The sequence below is a fragment of the Streptomyces sp. NPDC031274 genome, assembly GCF_055570235.1.
The window spans coordinates 621,921-641,304 of sequence record NZ_JBVIHP010000001.1; the positions used below are offsets into that span (position 1 = coordinate 621,921).

At 70.1% G+C, this 19,384-nt stretch carries 19 protein-coding genes and 1 pseudogene; 9 read left to right on the forward strand and 11 right to left on the reverse strand.

Features of this window, described 5'->3' with window-relative positions:
- Positions 1–12: 12 nt before the first annotated feature.
- Entirely contained in the window at positions 13–702 is a 690-nt protein-coding gene (locus ACZ5CR_RS02815; RefSeq protein ID WP_468852898.1) for a response regulator transcription factor, read from the reverse strand.
- 287 nt (positions 703–989) lie between these two features.
- Here ACZ5CR_RS02815 and ACZ5CR_RS02820 point away from each other — a divergent pair, with 287 nt between their 5' ends.
- From ACZ5CR_RS02820 to ACZ5CR_RS02855, 8 genes are all read left to right on the forward strand, one after another.
- Entirely contained in the window at positions 990–1,769 is a 780-nt protein-coding gene (locus ACZ5CR_RS02820; RefSeq protein WP_468852900.1) for an amino acid ABC transporter ATP-binding protein, read from the forward strand.
- Positions 1,770–1,815: 46 nt separating this feature from the next.
- The gene (locus ACZ5CR_RS02825) at positions 1,816–2,736 is read left to right on the forward strand and encodes a glutamate ABC transporter substrate-binding protein (protein ID WP_468852901.1); all 921 of its coding nucleotides are present in this window, start codon (positions 1,816–1,818) and stop codon (positions 2,734–2,736) included.
- A 168-nt stretch (positions 2,737–2,904) separates the two neighbouring features.
- Positions 2,905–3,552: an amino acid ABC transporter permease gene (locus tag ACZ5CR_RS02830; protein WP_468852903.1), complete on the forward strand. Its 648-nt coding sequence runs from the start codon at positions 2,905–2,907 to the stop codon at positions 3,550–3,552.
- Positions 3,549–4,493: an amino acid ABC transporter permease gene (locus ACZ5CR_RS02835; protein WP_468852906.1), complete on the forward strand. Its 945-nt coding sequence runs from the start codon at positions 3,549–3,551 to the stop codon at positions 4,491–4,493. The genes ACZ5CR_RS02830 and ACZ5CR_RS02835 overlap by 4 nt, the downstream gene beginning before the upstream one ends.
- A 260-nt stretch (positions 4,494–4,753) precedes the next feature.
- A complete protein-coding gene (locus ACZ5CR_RS02840) occupies positions 4,754–6,397 on the forward strand; it encodes an FAD-dependent monooxygenase (RefSeq protein ID WP_468852908.1) in 1,644 nt (547 codons plus the stop codon).
- Between the two features lie 82 nt (positions 6,398–6,479).
- Complete coding sequence (locus tag ACZ5CR_RS02845) at positions 6,480–6,527, forward strand: hypothetical protein (protein ID WP_468852993.1); 48 nt, start codon at positions 6,480–6,482, stop codon at positions 6,525–6,527.
- Between the two features lie 74 nt (positions 6,528–6,601).
- Positions 6,602–7,204 carry a cupin domain-containing protein gene (locus ACZ5CR_RS02850; RefSeq protein WP_468852910.1) on the forward strand — a complete coding sequence of 201 codons (603 nt, stop codon included), beginning with the start codon at positions 6,602–6,604 and terminating at the stop codon, positions 7,202–7,204.
- Positions 7,201–7,704 (forward strand): rhodanese-like domain-containing protein, encoded by a 504-nt coding sequence (locus ACZ5CR_RS02855; protein WP_468852911.1) that lies wholly within the window; start codon positions 7,201–7,203, stop codon positions 7,702–7,704. The genes ACZ5CR_RS02850 and ACZ5CR_RS02855 overlap by 4 nt, the downstream gene beginning before the upstream one ends.
- Here ACZ5CR_RS02855 and ACZ5CR_RS02860 read toward each other — a convergent pair.
- From ACZ5CR_RS02860 to ACZ5CR_RS02885, 6 genes and pseudogenes are all read right to left on the reverse strand, one after another.
- Positions 7,679–10,221, reverse strand: a pseudogene (locus ACZ5CR_RS02860) (FtsX-like permease family protein). The gene ACZ5CR_RS02855 and the pseudogene ACZ5CR_RS02860 sit on opposite strands and share 26 nt — an antisense overlap.
- Positions 10,218–10,958: an ArsR/SmtB family transcription factor gene (locus ACZ5CR_RS02865; protein WP_468852913.1), complete on the reverse strand. Its 741-nt coding sequence runs from the start codon at positions 10,956–10,958 to the stop codon at positions 10,218–10,220. Before ACZ5CR_RS02865 ends, ACZ5CR_RS02860 begins: the two are co-directional and overlap by 4 nt.
- Before the next feature lie 219 nt (positions 10,959–11,177).
- Positions 11,178–11,927: a recombination regulator RecX gene (recX, locus tag ACZ5CR_RS02870; protein WP_468852915.1), complete on the reverse strand. Its 750-nt coding sequence runs from the start codon at positions 11,925–11,927 to the stop codon at positions 11,178–11,180.
- 3 nt (positions 11,928–11,930) lie between these two features.
- Entirely contained in the window at positions 11,931–13,064 is a 1,134-nt protein-coding gene (gene recA / locus ACZ5CR_RS02875; protein WP_389913152.1) for a recombinase RecA, read from the reverse strand.
- Positions 13,065–13,430: 366 nt separating this feature from the next.
- A complete protein-coding gene (locus tag ACZ5CR_RS02880) occupies positions 13,431–14,744 on the reverse strand; it encodes an AI-2E family transporter (RefSeq protein ID WP_468852917.1) in 1,314 nt (437 codons plus the stop codon).
- 105 nt (positions 14,745–14,849) lie between these two features.
- The gene (locus ACZ5CR_RS02885) at positions 14,850–15,044 is read right to left on the reverse strand and encodes a DUF3046 domain-containing protein (protein ID WP_468852919.1); all 195 of its coding nucleotides are present in this window, start codon (positions 15,042–15,044) and stop codon (positions 14,850–14,852) included.
- Between the two features lie 79 nt (positions 15,045–15,123).
- Between ACZ5CR_RS02885 and ACZ5CR_RS02890 the strand changes: the two genes are divergently transcribed.
- Positions 15,124–16,080, forward strand: a complete 957-nt coding sequence (locus tag ACZ5CR_RS02890) for a hypothetical protein (protein WP_468852921.1) — start codon at positions 15,124–15,126, stop codon at positions 16,078–16,080.
- Here ACZ5CR_RS02890 and ACZ5CR_RS02895 read toward each other — a convergent pair.
- The 4 genes from ACZ5CR_RS02895 to ACZ5CR_RS02910 all read right to left on the reverse strand — a co-directional run bounded on the left by ACZ5CR_RS02895 (position 16,051) and on the right by ACZ5CR_RS02910 (position 19,373).
- Complete coding sequence (locus ACZ5CR_RS02895) at positions 16,051–17,250, reverse strand: PucR family transcriptional regulator (RefSeq protein ID WP_468852923.1); 1,200 nt, start codon at positions 17,248–17,250, stop codon at positions 16,051–16,053. The two genes, ACZ5CR_RS02890 and ACZ5CR_RS02895, sit on opposite strands and share 30 nt — an antisense overlap.
- A 121-nt stretch (positions 17,251–17,371) precedes the next feature.
- Positions 17,372–17,680, reverse strand: coding sequence for an AzlD domain-containing protein (locus ACZ5CR_RS02900; RefSeq protein WP_468852925.1), 309 nt, complete (start codon positions 17,678–17,680; stop codon positions 17,372–17,374).
- The gene (locus ACZ5CR_RS02905) at positions 17,677–18,510 is read right to left on the reverse strand and encodes an AzlC family ABC transporter permease (protein WP_468852928.1); all 834 of its coding nucleotides are present in this window, start codon (positions 18,508–18,510) and stop codon (positions 17,677–17,679) included. The genes ACZ5CR_RS02900 and ACZ5CR_RS02905 overlap by 4 nt, the downstream gene beginning before the upstream one ends.
- Entirely contained in the window at positions 18,468–19,373 is a 906-nt protein-coding gene (locus tag ACZ5CR_RS02910) for an AraC family transcriptional regulator (protein WP_468852930.1), read from the reverse strand. The genes ACZ5CR_RS02905 and ACZ5CR_RS02910 overlap by 43 nt, the downstream gene beginning before the upstream one ends.
- Positions 19,374–19,384: the final 11 nt, after the last annotated feature.

Below are 19,384 nucleotides of genomic sequence, written 5' to 3' on the forward strand. Positions count from 1 at the left end.
CCTCGCTACGCGCTACGCGGCCGGGACGACGAGCCGATAGCCCACGCCCCGCACGGTCTCGATCAGGGCCGGCATGTGCAACTTGGAGCGCAGGGAAGCGACATGCACCTCAAGAGTGCGCCCCGTTCCCTCCCAGCTGGTGCGCCACACCTCGCTGATGATCTGCTCCCGGCGGAACACCACACCGGGCTGCTGCGCGAGAAGCGCGAGCAGGTCGAACTCCTTGCGGGTCAGCTGGACCGTCGAACCGTCCACACTGACCTGCCTGGTGGGCAGTTCGATGCGTACGGAACCGAGGCGCAGTTCGCTGTCCGCGGGCCCCGCGGCAGCGCCGGACGGGGGCCGCCGGATGACCGCGTGGATGCGGGCGATCAGCTCCCCTGTGTCGTACGGCTTCACCACGTAGTCATCGGCCCCGAGATTCAGACCATGGATCCGCGAGCGCACGTCGGCACGCGCGGTCACCATGATCACGGGCGTCGACCCGCGCTTGCGGATCTTTCCGCAGACCTCGTAGCCGTCCTGATCGGGCAGCCCCAGATCGAGGAGCACGACTCCGAAGGGTGCCGTTTTGCCGGGCAGCAGGGCCTGCAGCGCTTCTTCTCCGCTGCGTGCGTGCACGACGTCGAAGCCGTGCCTGGCCAGGACCGCGGACAGGGCCGCCGCCACGTGATTGTCGTCCTCGACGAGGAGCAGTCTCATGCGGGCCCCCTCCGGTTCATCGGTCGTTCCGTTCGCGCTCGCCGATGGCCGGTACGCGCGCGTGCACAGGCACCAACGCATCCACGCCGATAGGTAAGGACCGCGTCAAGAGGGTTCGGGCCACGGGCACGTTCCGTTACGCAGCCGGTACGTGCGGGGGCGTCCCCTTCACGCGGAGTGTCCGGTTGCGGCCGGATCGTTATGCTCAATTTCCCCTCAGATGTAATGACGCTGGTCGCACCGGGTTATTACTGTCCTCCCAACCGAGGAGGATGGAGCAACAAGCCGTGACCGAAGTATCGGTGACCAAGGACGCCATACCGCCTGGAGCGGACGACCTGGTCGTGCTGAAGAACGTCAACAAGCACTTCGGCGCTCTGCACGTCCTCCAGGACATCGACCTGACCGTCACCCGCGGTGAGGTCGTCGTCGTGATCGGCCCCTCCGGGTCGGGCAAGTCGACCTTGTGCCGCGCCATCAACCGCCTGGAGACGGTCGAGTCGGGAGACATCTCGATCGACGGCAAGCCGTTGCCCCAGGAGGGCAAGGAGCTCGCCCGTCTCCGTGCGGACGTGGGCATGGTCTTCCAGTCCTTCAACCTTTTCGCGCACAAGACCGTGCTCGAGAACGTGATGCTGGGCCAGACCAAGGTGCGCAAGACGTCCAAGGCGGAAGCAGAGACGAAGGCACGCGCACTTCTGGACCGCGTGGGTGTCGCCACGCAGGCCGACAAGTACCCCGCGCAGCTCTCCGGTGGTCAGCAGCAACGCGTCGCGATCGCACGCGCGTTGGCGATGGACCCCAAGGTGATGCTCTTCGACGAGCCCACGTCGGCGCTCGACCCGGAGATGATCAACGAGGTCCTGGAGGTCATGCAGCAGCTCGCGCGTGACGGCATGACCATGGTCGTGGTCACCCACGAGATGGGCTTCGCACGGTCGGCGGCCAACCGCGTCGTCTTCATGGCGGACGGCCGGATCGTCGAAGAAGCCGTGCCGGACCAGTTCTTCAGCAACCCGCGCAGCGACCGGGCCAAGGACTTCCTGTCGAAGATCCTTAAACACTGAGGCTCCTACGTCGTCTCAACGCCAGTCGAATCAAAGGATGTTCACCATGAAGCTCCGTAAGTCCGCCGCCGCAGTAGCGGCGATCGCCGCGCTCTCACTTGCCGCCACGGCCTGCGGCGGCAAGGAGGGCTCCGCCGGCGACAAGCCGGAAGGACCGGACACCTCCGGCGCCAAGGCCCTCAGCTACGACGTCAAGAAGGACGCGTCGGTCGACTCGTCCGTCTTCAAGGCAGCCAAGAAGCGCGGCAAACTGGTGATCGGCGCCAAGGCCGACCAGCCGTACCTGGGCTTCCAGGACCAGTCGACCAAGGAGTACTCCGGCTTCGACATCGAGATCGCCAAGATGATCGCGGCCGATCTCGGCTTCTCGCCGAAGCAGATCGAGTGGAAGACCGTCGACTCCGGCGCGCGTGAGACCGCGGTCGCCAAGGGCGACGTCGACCTGATGATCGGCACGTACACGATCAACCCCGAGCGCAAGAAGCAGATCGACTTCGCGGGACCGTACTTCCACGCCGGCGCCTCGCTCCTGGTCCGCAAGGACGAGAAGGAACTCACGGGCCCGGAGACGGTCCGCGGCAAGAAGGTCTGTTCCATCGTCGGTTCCACGCCGCTGCAGAACATCAAGAAGCCGAAGTACGGCGCCAAGGTCACCGAGCTCTCCAAGTACTCGGAGTGCGTCGCCCAGCTCCTGAACAACCAGGTCGACGCCGTCACCACGGACGACGCGATCCTGATGGGCTACGCGGCGCAGAACAAGGGCAAGCTCAAGGTCGTCGGCAAGCCGTTCTCGGACGAGCCCTACGGTGTCGGTCTGAAGAAGGGCGACGCGGCCCTGCAGACGGCCGTCGCGGACGCCATCAAGGCGCACGAGGAGAACGGCGACTACAAGAAGGCCTACGACGCCACCCTCGGCAAGTCCGGCTCCGACTACAAGGACCCGCCGGCCTTCACCGACCCGAAGTAGTCCGGCACGTCCCGCTCCGCCCGCACCCATCAGCGGTGCGGAGCGGGACGTCCGCTGCCCGCATCGCTGCCGGACCTGTCGCACAACCCTGCCACCGCCCCCGGCCCCGCCGGCCGGGGCCCGTCGCGATCACCTGCGACCCGTCGCGAAAGACCTCGCGGAGAATTCATGGACGTACTGCTCGACAACCTGTCGCTTTTCCGCGAAGGGTTTTTGGGGACTCTGAAGCTGACCGCATCCAGCGCGCTCGTGGCTGTGCTGGCCGGGGTCATCATCGCCGGGTTCCGGGTATCACCCGTACCGCCGCTGCGAATATTCGGAACCCTCTGGGTCACGCTGCTGCGGAACACCCCTCTGACTCTGCTTTTCCTTGTGGCGTTCTTCGTCGTGCCCAAGGTTCTCTACCCCGACCTCGACTCGTTCCTCCTCGCCACGCTCGCCTGCGGTTTCTACACGTCGGCGTTTGTCGCCGAAGCCGTCCGCTCAGGCATCAACACCGTGCCGCTCGGCCAGGCGGAGGCGGCCCGAGCCATCGGGCTCAGCTTCGCCCAGACGATGCGGCTCATCGTCCTGCCCCAGGCCACGCGCACGGTGGTGCCGCCGCTCTCCAGCATCTTCATCGCCCTGACGAAGAACACCGCCATCGCGGGCGCCTTCGACAACGTCGAGTTGTTCAACATCTCCAAGACGCTGAGCAATGAGGGCTACGACATCGTGATGATCTTCTTCTGGATCACCATCGCGTACCTGATCATCACGTACGCCATCAACGGCCTCTTCCGACTCCTTGAGCACCGCCTGGAGGTCGCCCGATGAGTGCCAACGTTCTCTTCGACGCCCCCGGCCCCAAGGCCCGCGTCCGCAACATCATCTACAGCGTTGTCGGCAGCGCGGCTCTCCTGGGCGGCATTGTCTGGATCATTCTTCGCCTGAACAGCAAGGGCGAGTTCGAAGGTGACCTCTGGGACATCTTCAACTACACCGGAATTCAGCAGAACATTCTGGACGCCCTCGTCGCCACGCTGAAGGTGTTCGCCCTGGCGGGCATCTTCTCGCTGGTGTTCGCCGTGGTGCTCTGTGTGGCCCGGCTCTCCGAGCACAAGCCGGTGCGCTGGTTCGCCGTCGCCTTCATCGACCTCTTCCGGTCGATTCCGCTGCTCATCACCATCTTCGCGTTCTGGGTCGGCCTGGTCGGCAACATGACCCCGTTCTGGGCGCTGGTGATCGGCCTGACCATCTACAACGGATGCGTCCAGGCCGAGGTGCTCCGTGCGGGCATCAACGCGGTGCCCAAGGGGCAGAAGGAGGCCGCCTACGCCCTGGGTATGCGCAAGACCCAGGTCATGGGTTCGGTGCTCTTCCCGCAGGCGATCCGGTCGATGCTGCCGACCATCATCAGCCAGCTGGTGGTGACGCTGAAGGACACCTCGCTCGGATTCTTCGTCCTCTACCCCGAGCTGCTCCAGTCGGCCCGGCTGATCGCCAACAACACACCGGTCAACGGCGTGTACCCGTTCGTCCAGACGGTCACCGTGTTCGGCGCCATCTACATCGGGCTCTGCCTGCTCCTGTCCTCGCTTGCCACCTGGATCGAGAAACGCGGACGGCGCGCCAAGACCGGTATCGCCGTCGCAGCGGCCGCCGAACCGGCCGAGGCACCCGGTGTCCTCGATCCCGCCGCGCCGCAGGGCCCCGCCGCCGGGGACACCGCAGCAGCGGACGTACAGCCGGGTGACAGCCCGGAGAAGAAGAACTGACGCGATCCCAGCGGCAGTGATGCTCTGTCAGCAGCGCATGTCTCAGGGCCCGTCGAATCCGTTCGACGGGCCCTGACGCATGTCCCACCGGGCGCCCCCACGAACCATCCCAGAGGAAGCCCGGCCACCCGTGCGTCCAGCTTGACGGCTCGCCGAGCAGTCTGTTGCATACGTTCTGTGATCGCGCACCGGGCTCCAACTGTAAGTTCCTGTACGTACGTCCAGCGCTCCCGGGCCCTTGCGGCGGGAGGGTGCGTCCCGTGGACCCGGTGATCGTCGTCGGCGCGGGACCCGTGGGTCTCACGCTCGCCCTGGCACTCGCGCGTCACTCCGTACCCACCGTCGTACTCGACGAAGGTCCCGGCAAGGACGAACAGCGGCCCGCGAGAACCGTCGTCCTGCGGGATGACACCGCGGCCCTCATGGAGCGGCTCACCGGTCACTCGTTCGGTGACCAGGAATCCGGCGCGCGATGGATCGGCCTGCGGTCCCTGCGGCGCAAGCAGCTGATGCGGGAGCTCACGTTCAGTGACCAGACGCCCGCCCCGCTGCATGTGCCCCAGCACGCGCTGACGGGCGCCCTGCGCGCGGCCATCGCCGAGGAACGTCTGGTCAAGATCGCGGTGGAGAGCAAGCTCGACTCCCTGGAGCAGGACGCGGGCGGCCTCACGGCCCACACGCGCGGCCCCAAGGACACCTGGTGGCGCGGCAGTTATCTGGTGGCCTGCGACGGACCTCGGTCGACCGTGCGCAAGCTCCTCGACGTCCGCTTCCCGGGACGCACGGCTGTCGAACGACACGCCGTGGCCGCGTTGCGCACGGAACTTCCCGGACCCGGCGAGGCGTTGTTGCATCGGATGCCTCCGTGGCGCCACGGAGGCGCCGAGGTGACGGGCCGCCCGCTCGCCGACGGGGTGTGGCGGCTCGACTGGCTGCTGCCGCCGCGCGGTGATCTCGTGACGCCCGACGCCCTGGTGGTCCGCATCCGCGAGACCCTCGCGGGCTGGTGCGGGGGCTCCACGCCGCCGTACGAACTGCTCGACACGGGTGTGCACACCGTCCACCACCGCCTTGCCCGGCGGTGGCGGGTCGACCGTGCCTTCCTCGCGGGGGACGCCGCGCACCTGCTCGGCGCGCTCGGTACGCAGGGGCTCGACGAAGGGCTGCGGGACGCGGACAATCTCGCCTGGAAGCTGGCCCTCGCCTGGCATCACGGCCCGCGGGACGCCCTGCTCGACAGCTATCAGACCGAGCGGCGGGCGAGCGTCGCCGCACGCCTGCGCGCCGCCGATCAGTCACTGCCGATACTGCGGGGCGGCGGAGGCCTGCGCTCGTACGTGCCGGGGTCGGCGCGCGGGCACGACACGCTCCTCACCGACGGCCATGTGGGCCGCGGGCCCCTCGGCGCGCCCACGTCGTACGCGGAGTCACCGCTGGCGCCCGCGCCCTCGGAATCCGAGGTGGCCGTGGACACGGAGCCGGGGGCGCCCGTGGCCGATGTGCCGGTGACGGCGCCCGACGGCTCCTTCGTGCGGCTGCGGGACCGGCTCGGCGTGGGGCATCTGCTCGTCGTCCTCGTCGCGCCCGGCACGGTGGTGTGGGAGCGGCGACACTGGGTGACGGCCGGGATCATGCCCCGGCTCGCCGCCGCCGTCACGGCGCTGCCGCACCCGGCCGAACTTCTCGTCGCGGAGAGTTACCCCGGGGCCCCCGCGCACTCGGTGCTGCTCGTCCGCCCCGACGGTCACTTGGTCACCGCGCTCGGCGGGGTACGCCCCGCCGAGCTGTATACGGCGGCCGAGGCCGCTCTCGGCGGTGCGGTGCCGAAGCGTCGTGCGGACGGTGCGGACACTGCGGAGAAGGAGGAGAGCACGGCCGTCGCGAGTCGGCCGACCACCCAGTGAACAGGAGTTGACCGGTACGCAGCGTCATGGTCTACTCCGAAATATGACCGACACCGATGTGCGCCTGTGGCGGAGGGTCCATATGGACCTCATCCGCTATGCGGGCTGCGTGTGTCGCACGTCCTTCTGAATTCGCCTTCCCTCTGCGCGCCTGCCTCTTCGGCTCTTCGGCGCGCGTTTCCGCGAACTTCCAGGACGGTAGCTGTGTCTCCTTCTGTTTCCACCGGCTCGACTTCCGCCGGTTCCACCGGTTCCACCGGCTCGACTTCCACTGTTTCGGCTGTCCCCGCCACGCATGCCTCCACGGCGGCGCCCGCGCCCACCGCCGCCGAGCTTCTCGATTTCGTACGCCGCAGCGCGGCCGATCCCGAACTCATCGCCTCACTGCCGCTCGACCCCGAGGGACGTACCTGGCTGCGTCTGGAGGGGCCCGGCGGCAGCGAGGCCTGGCTGATCGGCTGGCCGCCCGGCACCGGCACGGGCTGGCACGACCACGCGGAGTCGGTCGGTGCCTTCCTCACCGCCGCGGGCGCCCTCAAGGAGAACTCGCTCGCCGCCCGGCTGCCCACCGACGGCTGGAAGACCCTGGAGCTGTCCGAAGGCGTGGACCGCGAGCGCGAGTTGACGGCCGGCAAGGGCAGGGCGTTCGGCCAGAACCACGTACATGAGGTTCTGAACGAGTCCACGAGCGAGCACGCCATCTCCGTGCACGCCTACTATCCGCCGCTGCCCCGCATCCGCCGGTACAGCCGTACGGGCGCTGTCCTGCGCCTGGAGTCCGTGGAGCGCCCGGAGGACTGGCAGTGAGTGAACAGCCCGTAGACGCACGTTCCGCAGACGCACGTTCCGCAGATGTACGTCCCGTAGGCATCGACGAGTTGCTGGAGCGCGTGCGGCTCGACCTCGACCGGCTCACCCCGGAGGAGGCGCGCGACACCGCTGCCGCCGGGGGGCTTCTGGTCGACATCCGGTACGCGGCCCTGCGCGAGCGGGACGGTCTGATCCCCGGCGCCCTCGTCGTCGAACGCAATGAGCTGGAGTGGCGCCTGGACCCCCAGGGAAGCCACCGTGCCGCGGAGGCCGTGAGCCACGACCTGCGGGCCGTCGTGATCTGCAACGAGGGCTACGCGTCGAGTCTCGCGGCCGTCTCGCTGCGGCAGTTGGGGCTGCGGCACGCGACCGACCTCATCGGCGGGTTCCAGGCGTGGAAGGCCGCCGGGCTCCCTGTCGACGGGGGCCTTCCTGCCGACGCAGGCCTTCCTGCCGGGGGGCTGAGCACGCTCACTCCTTGGCCGTTGCCACCGTGACGGGGCGGGGCTTCAGGGCGACCCGGCCAGGGAGCGCGGTCGCGCTGAGGGCGAGCAGAGCCGCGACGGCCACCACGGAGACGTACACCAGGGGCGTGATCGAGGGCGCGGCGCTGCCCGTCATGCCGACACTGAAGGCCGTCAGGACGGCGAGCGCGATGCCGCTGCCGATGGCCGTGCCGATGAGCAGGACGGACAGTGCCTCGGTGCGCAGCATGCCCAGGACCTGGCGGCGGCTCGCTCCCGCGAGGCGCAGCATGGCGAACTCACGGACGCGCTCGGAGACCGACATCGCGAGGGTATGGACGACGGCGATCGCGGTGAAGGCCAGAATGAGGCCCATGGCCAGGTAGTTCACCTCGGAGTTGGCCTGCTGGCGCTCGGCCTGGAGGTTGTCGGCGGCGGCCGGGGCGAGGATCCGCACGCCCGGGAACTTCGCGACGCCTGCCACGAGTTGTCGGTATGTACGGTCGCTCTTGATCAGGACCGTGGTGGCGAGCGGGTTGTCGACGTGGCGGGCGACCAGGTCGTGCGCCATGGTCAGATCTCCGAACCCGAGCCCGCGCGCGTACACGGCGCCGACCTTGAGCGAGGTCTTCGTGCCGTCGCCGAGCGTGAGCTTGAGGGTGCTGCCGGGCTCCACGTTGAGCTGGTCCGCGGCCAGTTCGCTGACGGCGATGCTGTCCTCGCCGAAGCCCTTCAAGGTTCCGGCGGTCACGTCCGGGTCCCAGGTGCGGGTGAGCCCTGCCGTACTGACGCCCTGCGCCGGGTACTTGTCGAGTCCTACGCGCACGGTGGTGCGCACGACCTCGGTGGCGGCCTCGACACCTTCGGTCGTACGCAGCTTCTGCGCGGCCTGGGCCGGGACGCCAGGCCCCTGCGTCGCGAGGACCCAGTCGGCGCGGATGCCCTCGCGTGCCTGTGCGCGGGCGGCGTCGCCGAGGGTGGGCTGGACGAACAGGACGGTGCAGGTCATGCCGATCAGGAGGGTGAGCGGGGTGACGGCCGCCGCCATCCGGGCGGCGTTTCCACGGAGGTTGGCGTGCGCGAGTCGGCCGCCGGGGCCGGAGATCCGCAGCGGGCCACGGAGTACGGCGGCCGCCGCCCTGACCAGGAGCGGGCCGAGGAGCGCGACGGCGGAGGCGAGGACCACGACGGTCAGGAACGTCACCGGCGTCGACGCGGGCTCGGTGCGCAGCACGCTGAGCACGGCGACCAGCACGGCGCCTCCGGCAAGAAGGGCAAGGCCCGCGATGACGCGGATCCACGGCGTCCGGGTGGTCTCGACGCGTGCTTCGGCGAGGGCCTCGGCCGGCCGGACACGAGCGATGCGGCGGGCCGAGAGTCGGGCCGCGGCCCAGGCTCCGAGCAGCGTCGCGGCCACGGCGGCGAGGAGCGGGAAGACGCTCACCGTCCGCTCCAGGGTGGCGGGGACGGCGCCCATGTCCACGAACTCGCCGTGCAGCCAGCCGCCCAGCGGGATCCCGGCGAGTGCGCCGATGACGCCTGCCGCCGCGCCGACGATCAGGGCCTCGCGGCCGAGGAGTCCCCGGATCTGCTTCGGGGTCGCGGCGATGGCGCGGAGCAGGGCGAGTTCGCGGTGGCGCTGCTGCACGGAGAGGGCGAAGGTGCCGACGACCACGAGGACGGCGACGAGGAGGGAGGTGCCGCCCATCGCGCCGCCCATGCTGACCAGCTTGACGCGGGCGGCCGCCGCGTCGAGGAACTCCACCGGACCACGGTCTTCACCGGTGCTGACCTGCGCCTTCGTACCGGCAAGGGCATCTGTGACCGCCTCCTTGAGGTCACCCGTCCCGGTGCCCCTGGACGGGACGACGCCGAGGGTGGTGATCCGGCCGGGGTGCGCGGCGAGCCGCCCGGCCTCCTCGGCGGAGAAGAAGAGGGACGTCTGATGGGCGAGGGCGCCTTCGGAGGGGGCTGCCACACCGGTGACGCGGTAGGAGCGCGGGGCCTGCGTCGACTGGACGGTGAGGTGGTCGCCGGTCTTGAGGTGGGCGCGCCCGGCGAGGTCCCGGTCGATGACGAGGTCACCCGCGGCACGCGGGGCCTCGCCCTCGACGAGGCGGAAGGGCGTCAGCGCGGCCGACTCCCAGGCGTGGCCGTACGCGGGCTTGTCGGCGAGGTCACCGGCCACGGGAGTCAACGGCACGGCGAGAAAGGTGAGTTCGGGGACGACTCTGGCGACGCCCGGAACATCCTTGAGCTTGTGCGCGATGTCGGCCGACAGCCAGGCCCGCTCGGCGATCGGCTTGGCCTTGTGCTTGACCTTGGTCTTGCCCTTCTTGCGCTTGACGGTGGTCCGGTGGACGTTCTGGTCTGCGGAGACGATCACGGGGCCGCGGCGTAGCGCTCGGTCCGGACGGTGCCGCGCAGGCCGGTCTCCAGGAGGGTGCCGCAGGCCGTGATGAGTGCGGCGGCGCACATCAGTGCCAGGAAGGCGCCGAGGAACCCGCCCTTGCGGTCCCGGACCGTCTGCAGTGCGTAGCGCAGCATCATGATGTCGCCTCGGGCTCGGAGGAGGGGGTGAGGGCTGGGGTGGGGGCTGGGTCAGGGGTTGGGGCTGGGGCTGGGGCTGGGGCTGGGGCTGGGGCTGGGTCGGGCAGCGAAGGCGCGTCGATCCGCTCCGGCGCCGGGAAGGCCAGGAGCCGCGTGAGTACGGTGCGAGCGTCGGCCGGGGTCTTGGCATCGGGGCGCTTGTAACGGTTGAGCAGGGCGATGTACTCCTCGAAGAACTCACGGAGTTCGGGGAGTGTCAGCCGGATCGTGCCGCGCGAGTATGGGAACGCGTCGGCCCACTCACCGGGTTCGTCGCCGCCTTCTCGCTGCAGCCGTTCGAAGAGCTCCAGGTCGGCGGCGTACGAGAGATGGTTCAACTCGTCCATGACGAGCCGCGTCTCGGCGTTCTGCCGACTGCGCGGCGGGAAGCGGCGGTCGCCGGGGATCGCGCGCCACCAGCGCTCACGTCCGTGGCCCGCGCCTGCGCCCGCGCCCTCGATTTCCTCGATTTCCTCGATTTCCTCGACGAAGCCGTAGCGGGCGAGTTCGCGCAGGTGGTAGCTGGTGGCCCCGGTGTTGAGGCCGAGCGCCCTGGCGAGCGTCGCGGAGGTGGCCGGGCCGTGCACGGTGAGGTGCTGCAGCATCTGCTGGCGCCGCGGCTGTGCGAGCGCCTTGAGGACGCGGAGATCGCTCAGCTCCTCCGGGGCCCCATCGGTCGTGCCGGGTTCCTTTGCCATGCGTACACAGTCGTCTGTGCACAGGTTCCTGTGCAGTGCGGTGGACCGGCGTCTTCAGCGGGGGGTTAACCCCACCCTCTGCCTGGACAGGGTGAGTTGAGGCCTGGCGCGACTACGGAGCGAGGCCTGTCCCGCGGAACGCAGAAGGGCCGGGCCGCGGTTCGCACCGCGCTGCCCGGCCCTGACCTGGGCCCCACCCCCGCGAGGGCCCTGGCCGGCTCAACCCCCGTCGTACCCCAAGCCCTCCGCGTCCTCGCCCTCTTCCTCGAGTGCCTGCCGGACGATCCGCAGTGCCAGGCCTTCCGAGTAGCCCTTGCGGGCGAGCATGCCCGCGAGGCGGCGCAGCCGCTTGTCGCGGTCGAGGCCCCGCGTGGCACGGAGCTTGCGGGCGACGAGCTCGCGTGCGGTCGCCTCCTCCTGCTCCGAGTCCAGCTGCCCCACGGCCTCCTCGATCAGCGTGGCGTCCACGCCCTTCGTACGCAGCTCCTGCGCGAGCGCTCGTCGGGCCAGGCCCCGGCCGTGGTGCCGGGACTCCACCCACGCGCCCGCGAAGGCTCCGTCGTTGATCAGACCGACCTCTTCGAAGCGGGTCAGCACCTCGTCCGCCACGTCCTCCGGGATGTCCCGCTTGCGCAGCGCGTCCGCCAGCTGTTTGCGCGTGCGTGGGGTCCCGGTGAGCAGCCGCAGACAGATCGCCCGCGCCCGCTCACCCGGATCCCCCGTCGGCGGTTCCCCCTTCTCGGCCCTCGACGAGGAAGGGGGGCCGCTGTCCTGTGAACCGTCACCTCGACCTTCACCGAAGCCGCCACGCCGTCGGCGGCCCCTCCGGCCGCCGCCCCCGCGGAGGCCGGTGCCGTCACCAGCCTGGTCGGCGCCGCCCTGATCCGCACCGTCCGCGAGGCCTCGGCCCGCGGGGTCGGTGTGGTGCTCGGGAGTGATCTGGTCCGCCCAGTCCGTGCGCCGCGTCATGGATCAGCTCTTGGCCGCGGCGGCCTTGGGCTTGGTGACCTTGGCCGCCGGTGCGGGCACCGTCTTGGCGGCGTCCTCGGCCGCACCCGTCACACCGGCCTCGTCCTTGCCGGGCTCGGCGGTCGGCTCCTCCGGCTTCGGCTTCACGCCGACGCCCAGCTTCTCCTTGATCTTCCTCTCGATCTCGTTGGCGAGATCGGGGTTGTCCTTGAGGAAGTTGCGGGCGTTCTCCTTGCCCTGGCCGAGCTGGTCGCCCTCGTACGTGTACCAGGCGCCTGCCTTGCGGACGAAGCCGTTCTCCACGCCCATGTCGATCAGGCCGCCCTCGCGGCTGATGCCCTGGCCGTAGAGGATGTCGAACTCGGCCTGCTTGAAGGGCGGCGCGACCTTGTTCTTGACGACCTTGACGCGGGTGCGGTTGCCGACCGCGTCCGTGCCGTCCTTCAGGGTCTCGATGCGGCGGATGTCGAGCCGCACCGAGGCGTAGAACTTCAGCGCGCGGCCACCGGTCGTGGTCTCCGGGGAGCCGAACATCACGCCGATCTTCTCGCGGAGCTGGTTGATGAAGATCGCGGTGGTCTTGGACTGGTTGAGCGCGCTGGTGATCTTCCGGAGCGCCTGGCTCATCAGACGGGCCTGCAGACCCACGTGCGAGTCGCCCATCTCGCCCTCGATCTCCGCGCGCGGCACCAGGGCCGCGACGGAGTCGATGACGATCAGGTCGAGCGCGCCGGAGCGGACCAGCATGTCGACGATCTCCAGCGCCTGCTCGCCGTTGTCCGGCTGGGACAGGATCAGGTTGTCGATGTCGACGCCCAGCTTCTTCGCGTACTCGGGGTCGAGTGCGTGCTCGGCGTCCACGAAGGCGACGGCGCCGCCCGCGCGCTGTGCGTTCGCCACGGCGTGCAGCGTCAGCGTCGTCTTGCCGGAGGATTCCGGTCCGTACACCTCCACCACACGGCCGCGCGGGATGCCGCCGACGCCGAGCGCGACGTCGAGCGCGGTCGACCCGGTGGGGATGACCTCGATGGGGTCGTTCGGCCGCTCGCCCATGCGCATCACTGCGCCCTTGCCGAACTGCCGTTCAATCTGTGCGAGCGCGGCTTCGAGCGCCTTCTCGCGGTCGGTTCCTGCCATGGGTTCCACCCGATTTGCTTGTGTCGATCGCTTCACGTCAATGACGCTAGCGCCTGCCACTGACAATCCGCCCCGGCGGCCGTCCGGCCTGTGGATAACTCGGGGCGATCGCCCCGCCGGAATCCGCCGGAGCCCCAGGGATCCCCCCGCGAAAACCCCGGGAAAACGCCGCCAGGCAACCCATGAGAATGGATGTTCGATTTCGGTGTCAAGCGCACCACGCGGCTCCACCGAGAGTACGGAAGGGTCTGCTCCGCCGGGCGCACATCGCCCTCGCGAGCCTCCGTGCCGCGGCTCTGTCCCCCCAGAAACACCCCGGGGGAATCCGGGGAATCCGGGGAACAGTGGCCTGCTGACGCTCGCTGCCTACTGACGCTCGCCCGGGCCCGCCCCGGAGTCAGGGTCCGCACCTGAAGCCGCCTCGTCCGCCGCCACCTCGGCCTCCGACGCCGCCCCCGGATGGTTCGGCCCGCGCAGAGCACGCCGCATGCGGGTGAGGAGCGACGCTCCGCCCCTGCGCCGGTGCCCGTGGACGCGCGGGTCGTCCGTGACGTCGTACCGCTTCACGTACGCCCCCAGGAAGGCCTGCAGGGTCGCGATCGCCGGGATGGAGATCAGGGCGCCGACCGCGCCGAGGAGTGCCGTGCCCGCGATGACCGACCCGAAGGCGACCGCCGGGTGGATGTCCACGCTCTTGGCGGTGAGCTTGGGCTGCAGGACGTAGTTCTCGAACTGCTGGTAGACCACCACGAAGATCAGCACCCACAGCGCGTACCAGGGATCGACCGTGAAAGCGATCAGCATCGGCAGCGCGCCCGCCAGATACGTGCCGATGGTGGGGATGAACTGGGAGACCAGGCCGACCCACACAGCGAGCACGGGCGCGTACGGCACACCGAGTGCCTGCAACAGGATGTAGTGCGCGACTCCGGAGATCAGCGCCATCAGACCGCGCGAGTAGAGATAGCCGCCGGTCTTGTCGACCGCGATCTCCCAGGCGCGGAGCACCTCGGCCTGCCGGGCGGGCGGGAGCACGGAGCAGAGCGCTCGCCGCAGCCGCGGTCCGTCGGCCGCGAAGTAGAACGAGAACAGCAGGACCGTCAGGAGCTGGAAGAGACCGCCGAGGACCTGCCCCGACACGTCAAGGACGCCGCTGGCGCTGTTCTGCACGTACTTCTGCAGCCAGTCCGAGTGGACCAGGCTGTCCTGGATCTCGACCCGGGAGAGCTCCGTGTGGAAGGTCTGGTTGATCCAGCTGATGACCTTGTCGAGGTAGTCGGGGAAGTCGTCGACCATGTCCACGATCTGGCCCGCGAGCATCGAGCCCATGAGCGTGACGAAGCCCGCGCTCGCGATCAGGACACCGAGGAAGACCAGGAAGGTCGCGAAGCCCCTGCGCAGCCCGCGCGCGGCCATCCAGCTCACCGCGGGCTCGACCGCGAGCGCCAGGAAGAACGCGATCAAAATGTTGATCAGGAGCCCGGTCAGCTGGTGGAAGGCCCAACTGCCCAACTGGAAACAGGCGATGAGCGCGAGGGCCAGCACCATGGCGCGTGGCAGCCAGCGCGGCATGCTGGCGCCCCGCCCCGTCCGCGCCCCGTTCGGGGGCTGTGCGGGCGGCGTCGTGCCGAGCGGAGCTACATCCTGAGTGACCTGCGCGGTCTCGTCTGTCGATGCCACGGGCCCAGTCTCGCCCACGCCACCGACATTCAGCCGCCGCCCCCACATCTTCGTGCCCACCAGAACCCGGGAAGGGCCCGCCCGAGGACGGCGAACTGTCCGCCGTCAGCGCCTGTCGACCGGTACGTCCATCGCCGTGCACACGGCGCGCCAGACGGCCTTGGCGTCCCAGCCCGCGTCCAGTGCCTGATGCACCGTGCGCCCGCCGAGCTCCGCCATCACGTGATCGCGAGCGAACGAGTCGGCGTACCCCTGTCCGAAGTGGTCCGCCATCCGCTCCCAGAAAATCGTCAACCGCATGCCTCCAGTATCACGCCCTTGAGAGTGCAGCCGGACGCAGAGGGCTTACCGAAGGCGCTTTCCGGCCTACGGTCTGTGCATGGCCGAAACCGGAGCATCCCCGCACGCCGTGCCTTCGCCGGTGGCACGCGCCGAGCACTTCGTCTGGCTCACCGCGCGCGTCCTGGAGCAGCGGCGTTTCGCGTACCACTTCCTGAACGGCACGGGCGGCGGTGGAGCCGACCCGCTGGCCGACGCGGTCGAGTCCGCCCTGGCCGCTTACGACACCGAGGACGGCGGGTACGGATATGCGCTCGAACCGGATCTGCGCGGCCCCGTGAGCCAGCCCCTGCACGTCGGGCACGCGCTGCGCGTCCTGGACTCGATCCGGCGTTGCGGCGGGCAGCGGGTGGAGCGCGTGTGCCGTTATCTGACCTCGGTCTCCACCTCCGACGGCGCCCTTCCCGCGATCCATCCGAGCCAACGCGGCTATCCCTCGGCTCCGTTCGTGCCCGTGGTGGATGATCCGCCGAGCGAACTCCTCGCCACCGGCCCCGTAGTGGGCCTGTTGCACCGCAACGAGGTGTGGCACGCCTGGCTGTTCAGGGCCACCGACTTCTGCTGGGCCGCCGTCGAGTCCCTCGAGAAGTCGCATCCGTACGAGATCCAGGCGGCCGTCGCCTTCCTCGACGGGGCGCCCGACCGCCCACGCGCGGAGGCGGCCGCCGACCGGCTCGGCAGGCTCACCCGGGAGCAGCGCCTCGTGGCGCTCGACCCCGAGCGGCTTGACGCGTATCCCGTGGCGCCCGGATACGCACCGGATGAGCACCACTTCGCCCACGACTACGCGAAGACGCCCGAGTCGCTCGCGCGCGCGTGGTTCACCGATGAGGAGATGGCGCGCTCCCTGGACTTCCTCCAACAGGAGCAGCAGGAGGACGGCGGCTGGCCGATCCGCTGGCGGCAGTGGGCGCCGGGCAGCGCCCTCGAATCGCGCCCGATCGTCACCGTCGAGGCGCTGCGCACGCTACGGGCGCATGGACGCCCCATCGCCTGACGGCGCTTCCTCCGCCCCTCTCAGGAGCAGTGCCGCGATGGCAAGTGCCGTGCCGCGCGGCGCCGACAGGTCGATGCCGGTGCGTTCGCCGATCTTCGCGAGGCGGTTGTCGACGGTGTTGGGATGCAGACCGAGGGCGGCGGCGGTCGCCCTGCGCTCCTGCTGATGGGCTAGGTGGGTGCGCAGCGTCTCCAGGAGTTCGGGGTGGTCGGCCACCGGGTCGAGCAGCGCGGAGATGAGGTGGCTGCTCTCGTTGCGGCGGGAGAGGTGGTACTCCAGGAGCACGTCGTCCATGCGGTGCAGGCCCGGAGGCATCCCGCACGCGCGCGTGATGCGCAGTATCTCGGTCGCGGTGCGGGCCGCGCCGGTCACGGCATCGGGCCCGGCGGCGTCGACTGCGGCCACGCGCACCGGAAGGTCACAGGCCTTGCCGAGGCGGCGCGGCAGGTCATCGGGTGGGCTGCACTCCTTGGGCACGATGACCCGCCCGCCGCCGGCCTCCAGGAGCGCGAGCACCTCCACGTCGAAGGCGTGGTCCAGGGCGGTCTGCACACGCCGCAGCCGCCGCCGTACCGCCACGGGGCCTTCGGCCGACGCCCCGTCGAAGCCGACCGCGAGGACGAGCGCGGGCCCCGCCAGACCCAGTTGGTCGAGAAGCACGTGGCCGGGCGGCACCATGCCGTCGAGCAGGCCGCGGATCAGGGAACCGCGCTGGGCGCGCTGCTCGGCCTCCAGTGCGGAGCGCTCGTCCAGGTAGGTCTCGGCCACGGTCCCGACGATGGCGGGGTGCGACTGCAGCAGCACGTCCACGAGTTCGATCAGGGCCGCTTCCTCGCCGGGGCGTGCCACGTCGCGCAGCGCCTGCCACAGGACGTAGACCCCCAGGGCGTGCGTACGCAGCAACAGGTGCAGCGGCATGCCTTCTTCCGCGCGCTGTGCCGCTCGCTCACGGAAGACCCGGTGGCTGCCGGGCTGGTCGGTGACGCGGCGCAGGAAAAGGCGCACTCCGTGGCGTGCGGTCGCGGCTATCTCCAGGTCCTTCACGTCGTCGGGGAGCTCCGCGTATCCGGGCAGTTCCTCGAACGACTCACGGGCCATCCTGCGGGCCAGTTCATTGACCCTGGGCTCACAGCGCGCCGCGAGGGATCTGGCTTCGGAGGACAGCGCCACGGTGTCTCCTCTCCGGGGGCGGTCTCAAGGGGCGGGGCCGCGGTGGTGACGCGTCACATTACCCACGGGGCCTGTGTACGACGGGATCGGGTGTTCGAGGCTGTGGGGACGTCGGCAGCGGTCAGCCCGTGAGCGCCCGCACCCCCGCGGTGACGGCCACGGCCGCCCCGATGACGACCAGGAACGGGGCGCGCAGCAGCAGCGCCACGGCTGCCGCCACGAGCCCCAGGGCCTTGGCGTCGAGCTGCAGGACCCGCCCTTCGGCGAAGGTCTGCTGGGCCGTGAGCGCGGCGAGCAGCGCCACGGGCAGCAGGGCGGCCATGCGCTTGACGAGCGGGCGCTCCAGAGCGCCGACGGGCACCAGCAGGCCCGCGAGTTTCACGAGGTAACAACCGACGAAGGTCACGCCGATCGCGATCCAGATGTTCAACGGTCTTCCTTGTGAGTGTGGTGGGTGTTGGGCGTCTGGTGGGTGTGGCGGGTGTCGTCGGGGCGCGCGTCTTCCTTGGCGGCGGCCCTGCGGCCCTCTACGTAGAGCACGGCCGGCGCGGCGAGCGCGGCCACCAGGACCGGCACCCCCGCGGGCAGTACGGGCAGCAGGCCGAGCCCCAGGACGACCGCGATCCCCGCCGCGGCCCGCTCCGTAGGCGTTCGCAGCATCGGCGCGAGGAGCGCGAGGAAGACCGCGGGTCCCGCGGCGTCGAGCCCCCACGCGTCGGTGTCACCGATGGCATCGGCGCCGAGAGCGCCGAGCAGCGTGGTGAGGTTCCACAGCACGTAGAGGCTCAGCCCGGTGACGGTGAAGCCGATACGGGCGGCACGCCGTGTCGGTTGGGCGAGGGAGACGGCGGTCGTCTCGTCGATGACCCAGTGGGCCGCGAACGGGCGCAGCGCGCGCGGGAGGGACAGGAGCTGCGAGAGCCGCAGTCCGTAGAACGCGTTGCGTACGCCGAGGAAGAAGGCGCCCGCCGCGGCCATGAACGGGTTCCCGCCACCCGCGAGCGCCCCGACCAGCGCGAACTGCGAGGCGCCGGTGAAGACCAGCAGGCTGAGCGCGCAGGTCTGCAGCACGGTGAGGCCGCTGCCCGCAGAGGTCACTCCGAAGGCGAAGCCGGAGAGTCCGACAGCGATCCCGACGCCGAGGGCGTCGCGGACGACGGCGGAGTCGGGTTTCCTCGGTGTGCGGTCGCCTGTCATGTCTGCCTGGGGGGCGGCTTCTACATCTGCGGGTACGTCTGCGGGTGTCGTCTGTTCTGCCACACGCCGGACGGTACGAGCAGGGCCGATTCCCCGTCTTGTACGTTCTTGCGCTCGCGCTGGTAGGCCCCGGGCGGTACCCCGACGATCCGCGCGAAGTGCCGGTTGAGGTGTGGTTGGTCGGTGAACCCTACGGTGACGGCCGCCTCCGCGGGCGCCGTCCCCGCGTCCAGGAGGCGCCGTGCGGCGCGCACACGTGCGTCGGTGAGCCACGTGTGCGGCGGCATCCCGTACGCGTCGCGGAAGGCCCGCAGCAGGGCGAAGGGGCCGGCTCCCAGGTCGGCTGCGAGCCGCTCCAGGCTCGGCGGGTCGGCGAGACGCTCCTGGAGGACGTCACGCGCGCGTGCCGCGACCCTGGCACCCGCCGTGCGCACGGCACGTTGCGGAGCGGGTCCGCCGTTCAGCCGAAGCAGCCGGGTCACGGCCACCCGCAGCAGAGTGTCGGCGGCGAGCGCGTTGTCCTCCTCCGCGGCGCGCAGCACCCGGTGGACGAGAGTCACGGCGTACGGATCCTCGAGGACCGGACGGACGAAGCCGGGGGTCCCTCGGACGCTGGTGGTCTCGGCGGCGATGGCCGCGACCAGATCAGGCGACGGATAGACCACCGCGTACCGCCACCCCTCGGGCACACCGGCCCGGCCCGTGTGCATGGTGTCGGGGTTGATCAGGGCGACGGTTCCTGGCCCGGCGTGCTGCTCGGCGCCGCCGTGGTGGAAGACGTCGACGCCCTCGGCGATCGCGGCGATCACGAAGTGCTCGTGGGTGTGCCGCACGAACGTCTTGCTGATGTAGTGGGCACGCAGCAGATCGACGCCTGGCAGCTGCGCGTACCGCCAGTGCCGCGCCTGCTCCGACGAACCTGCCATGACTCCATTCT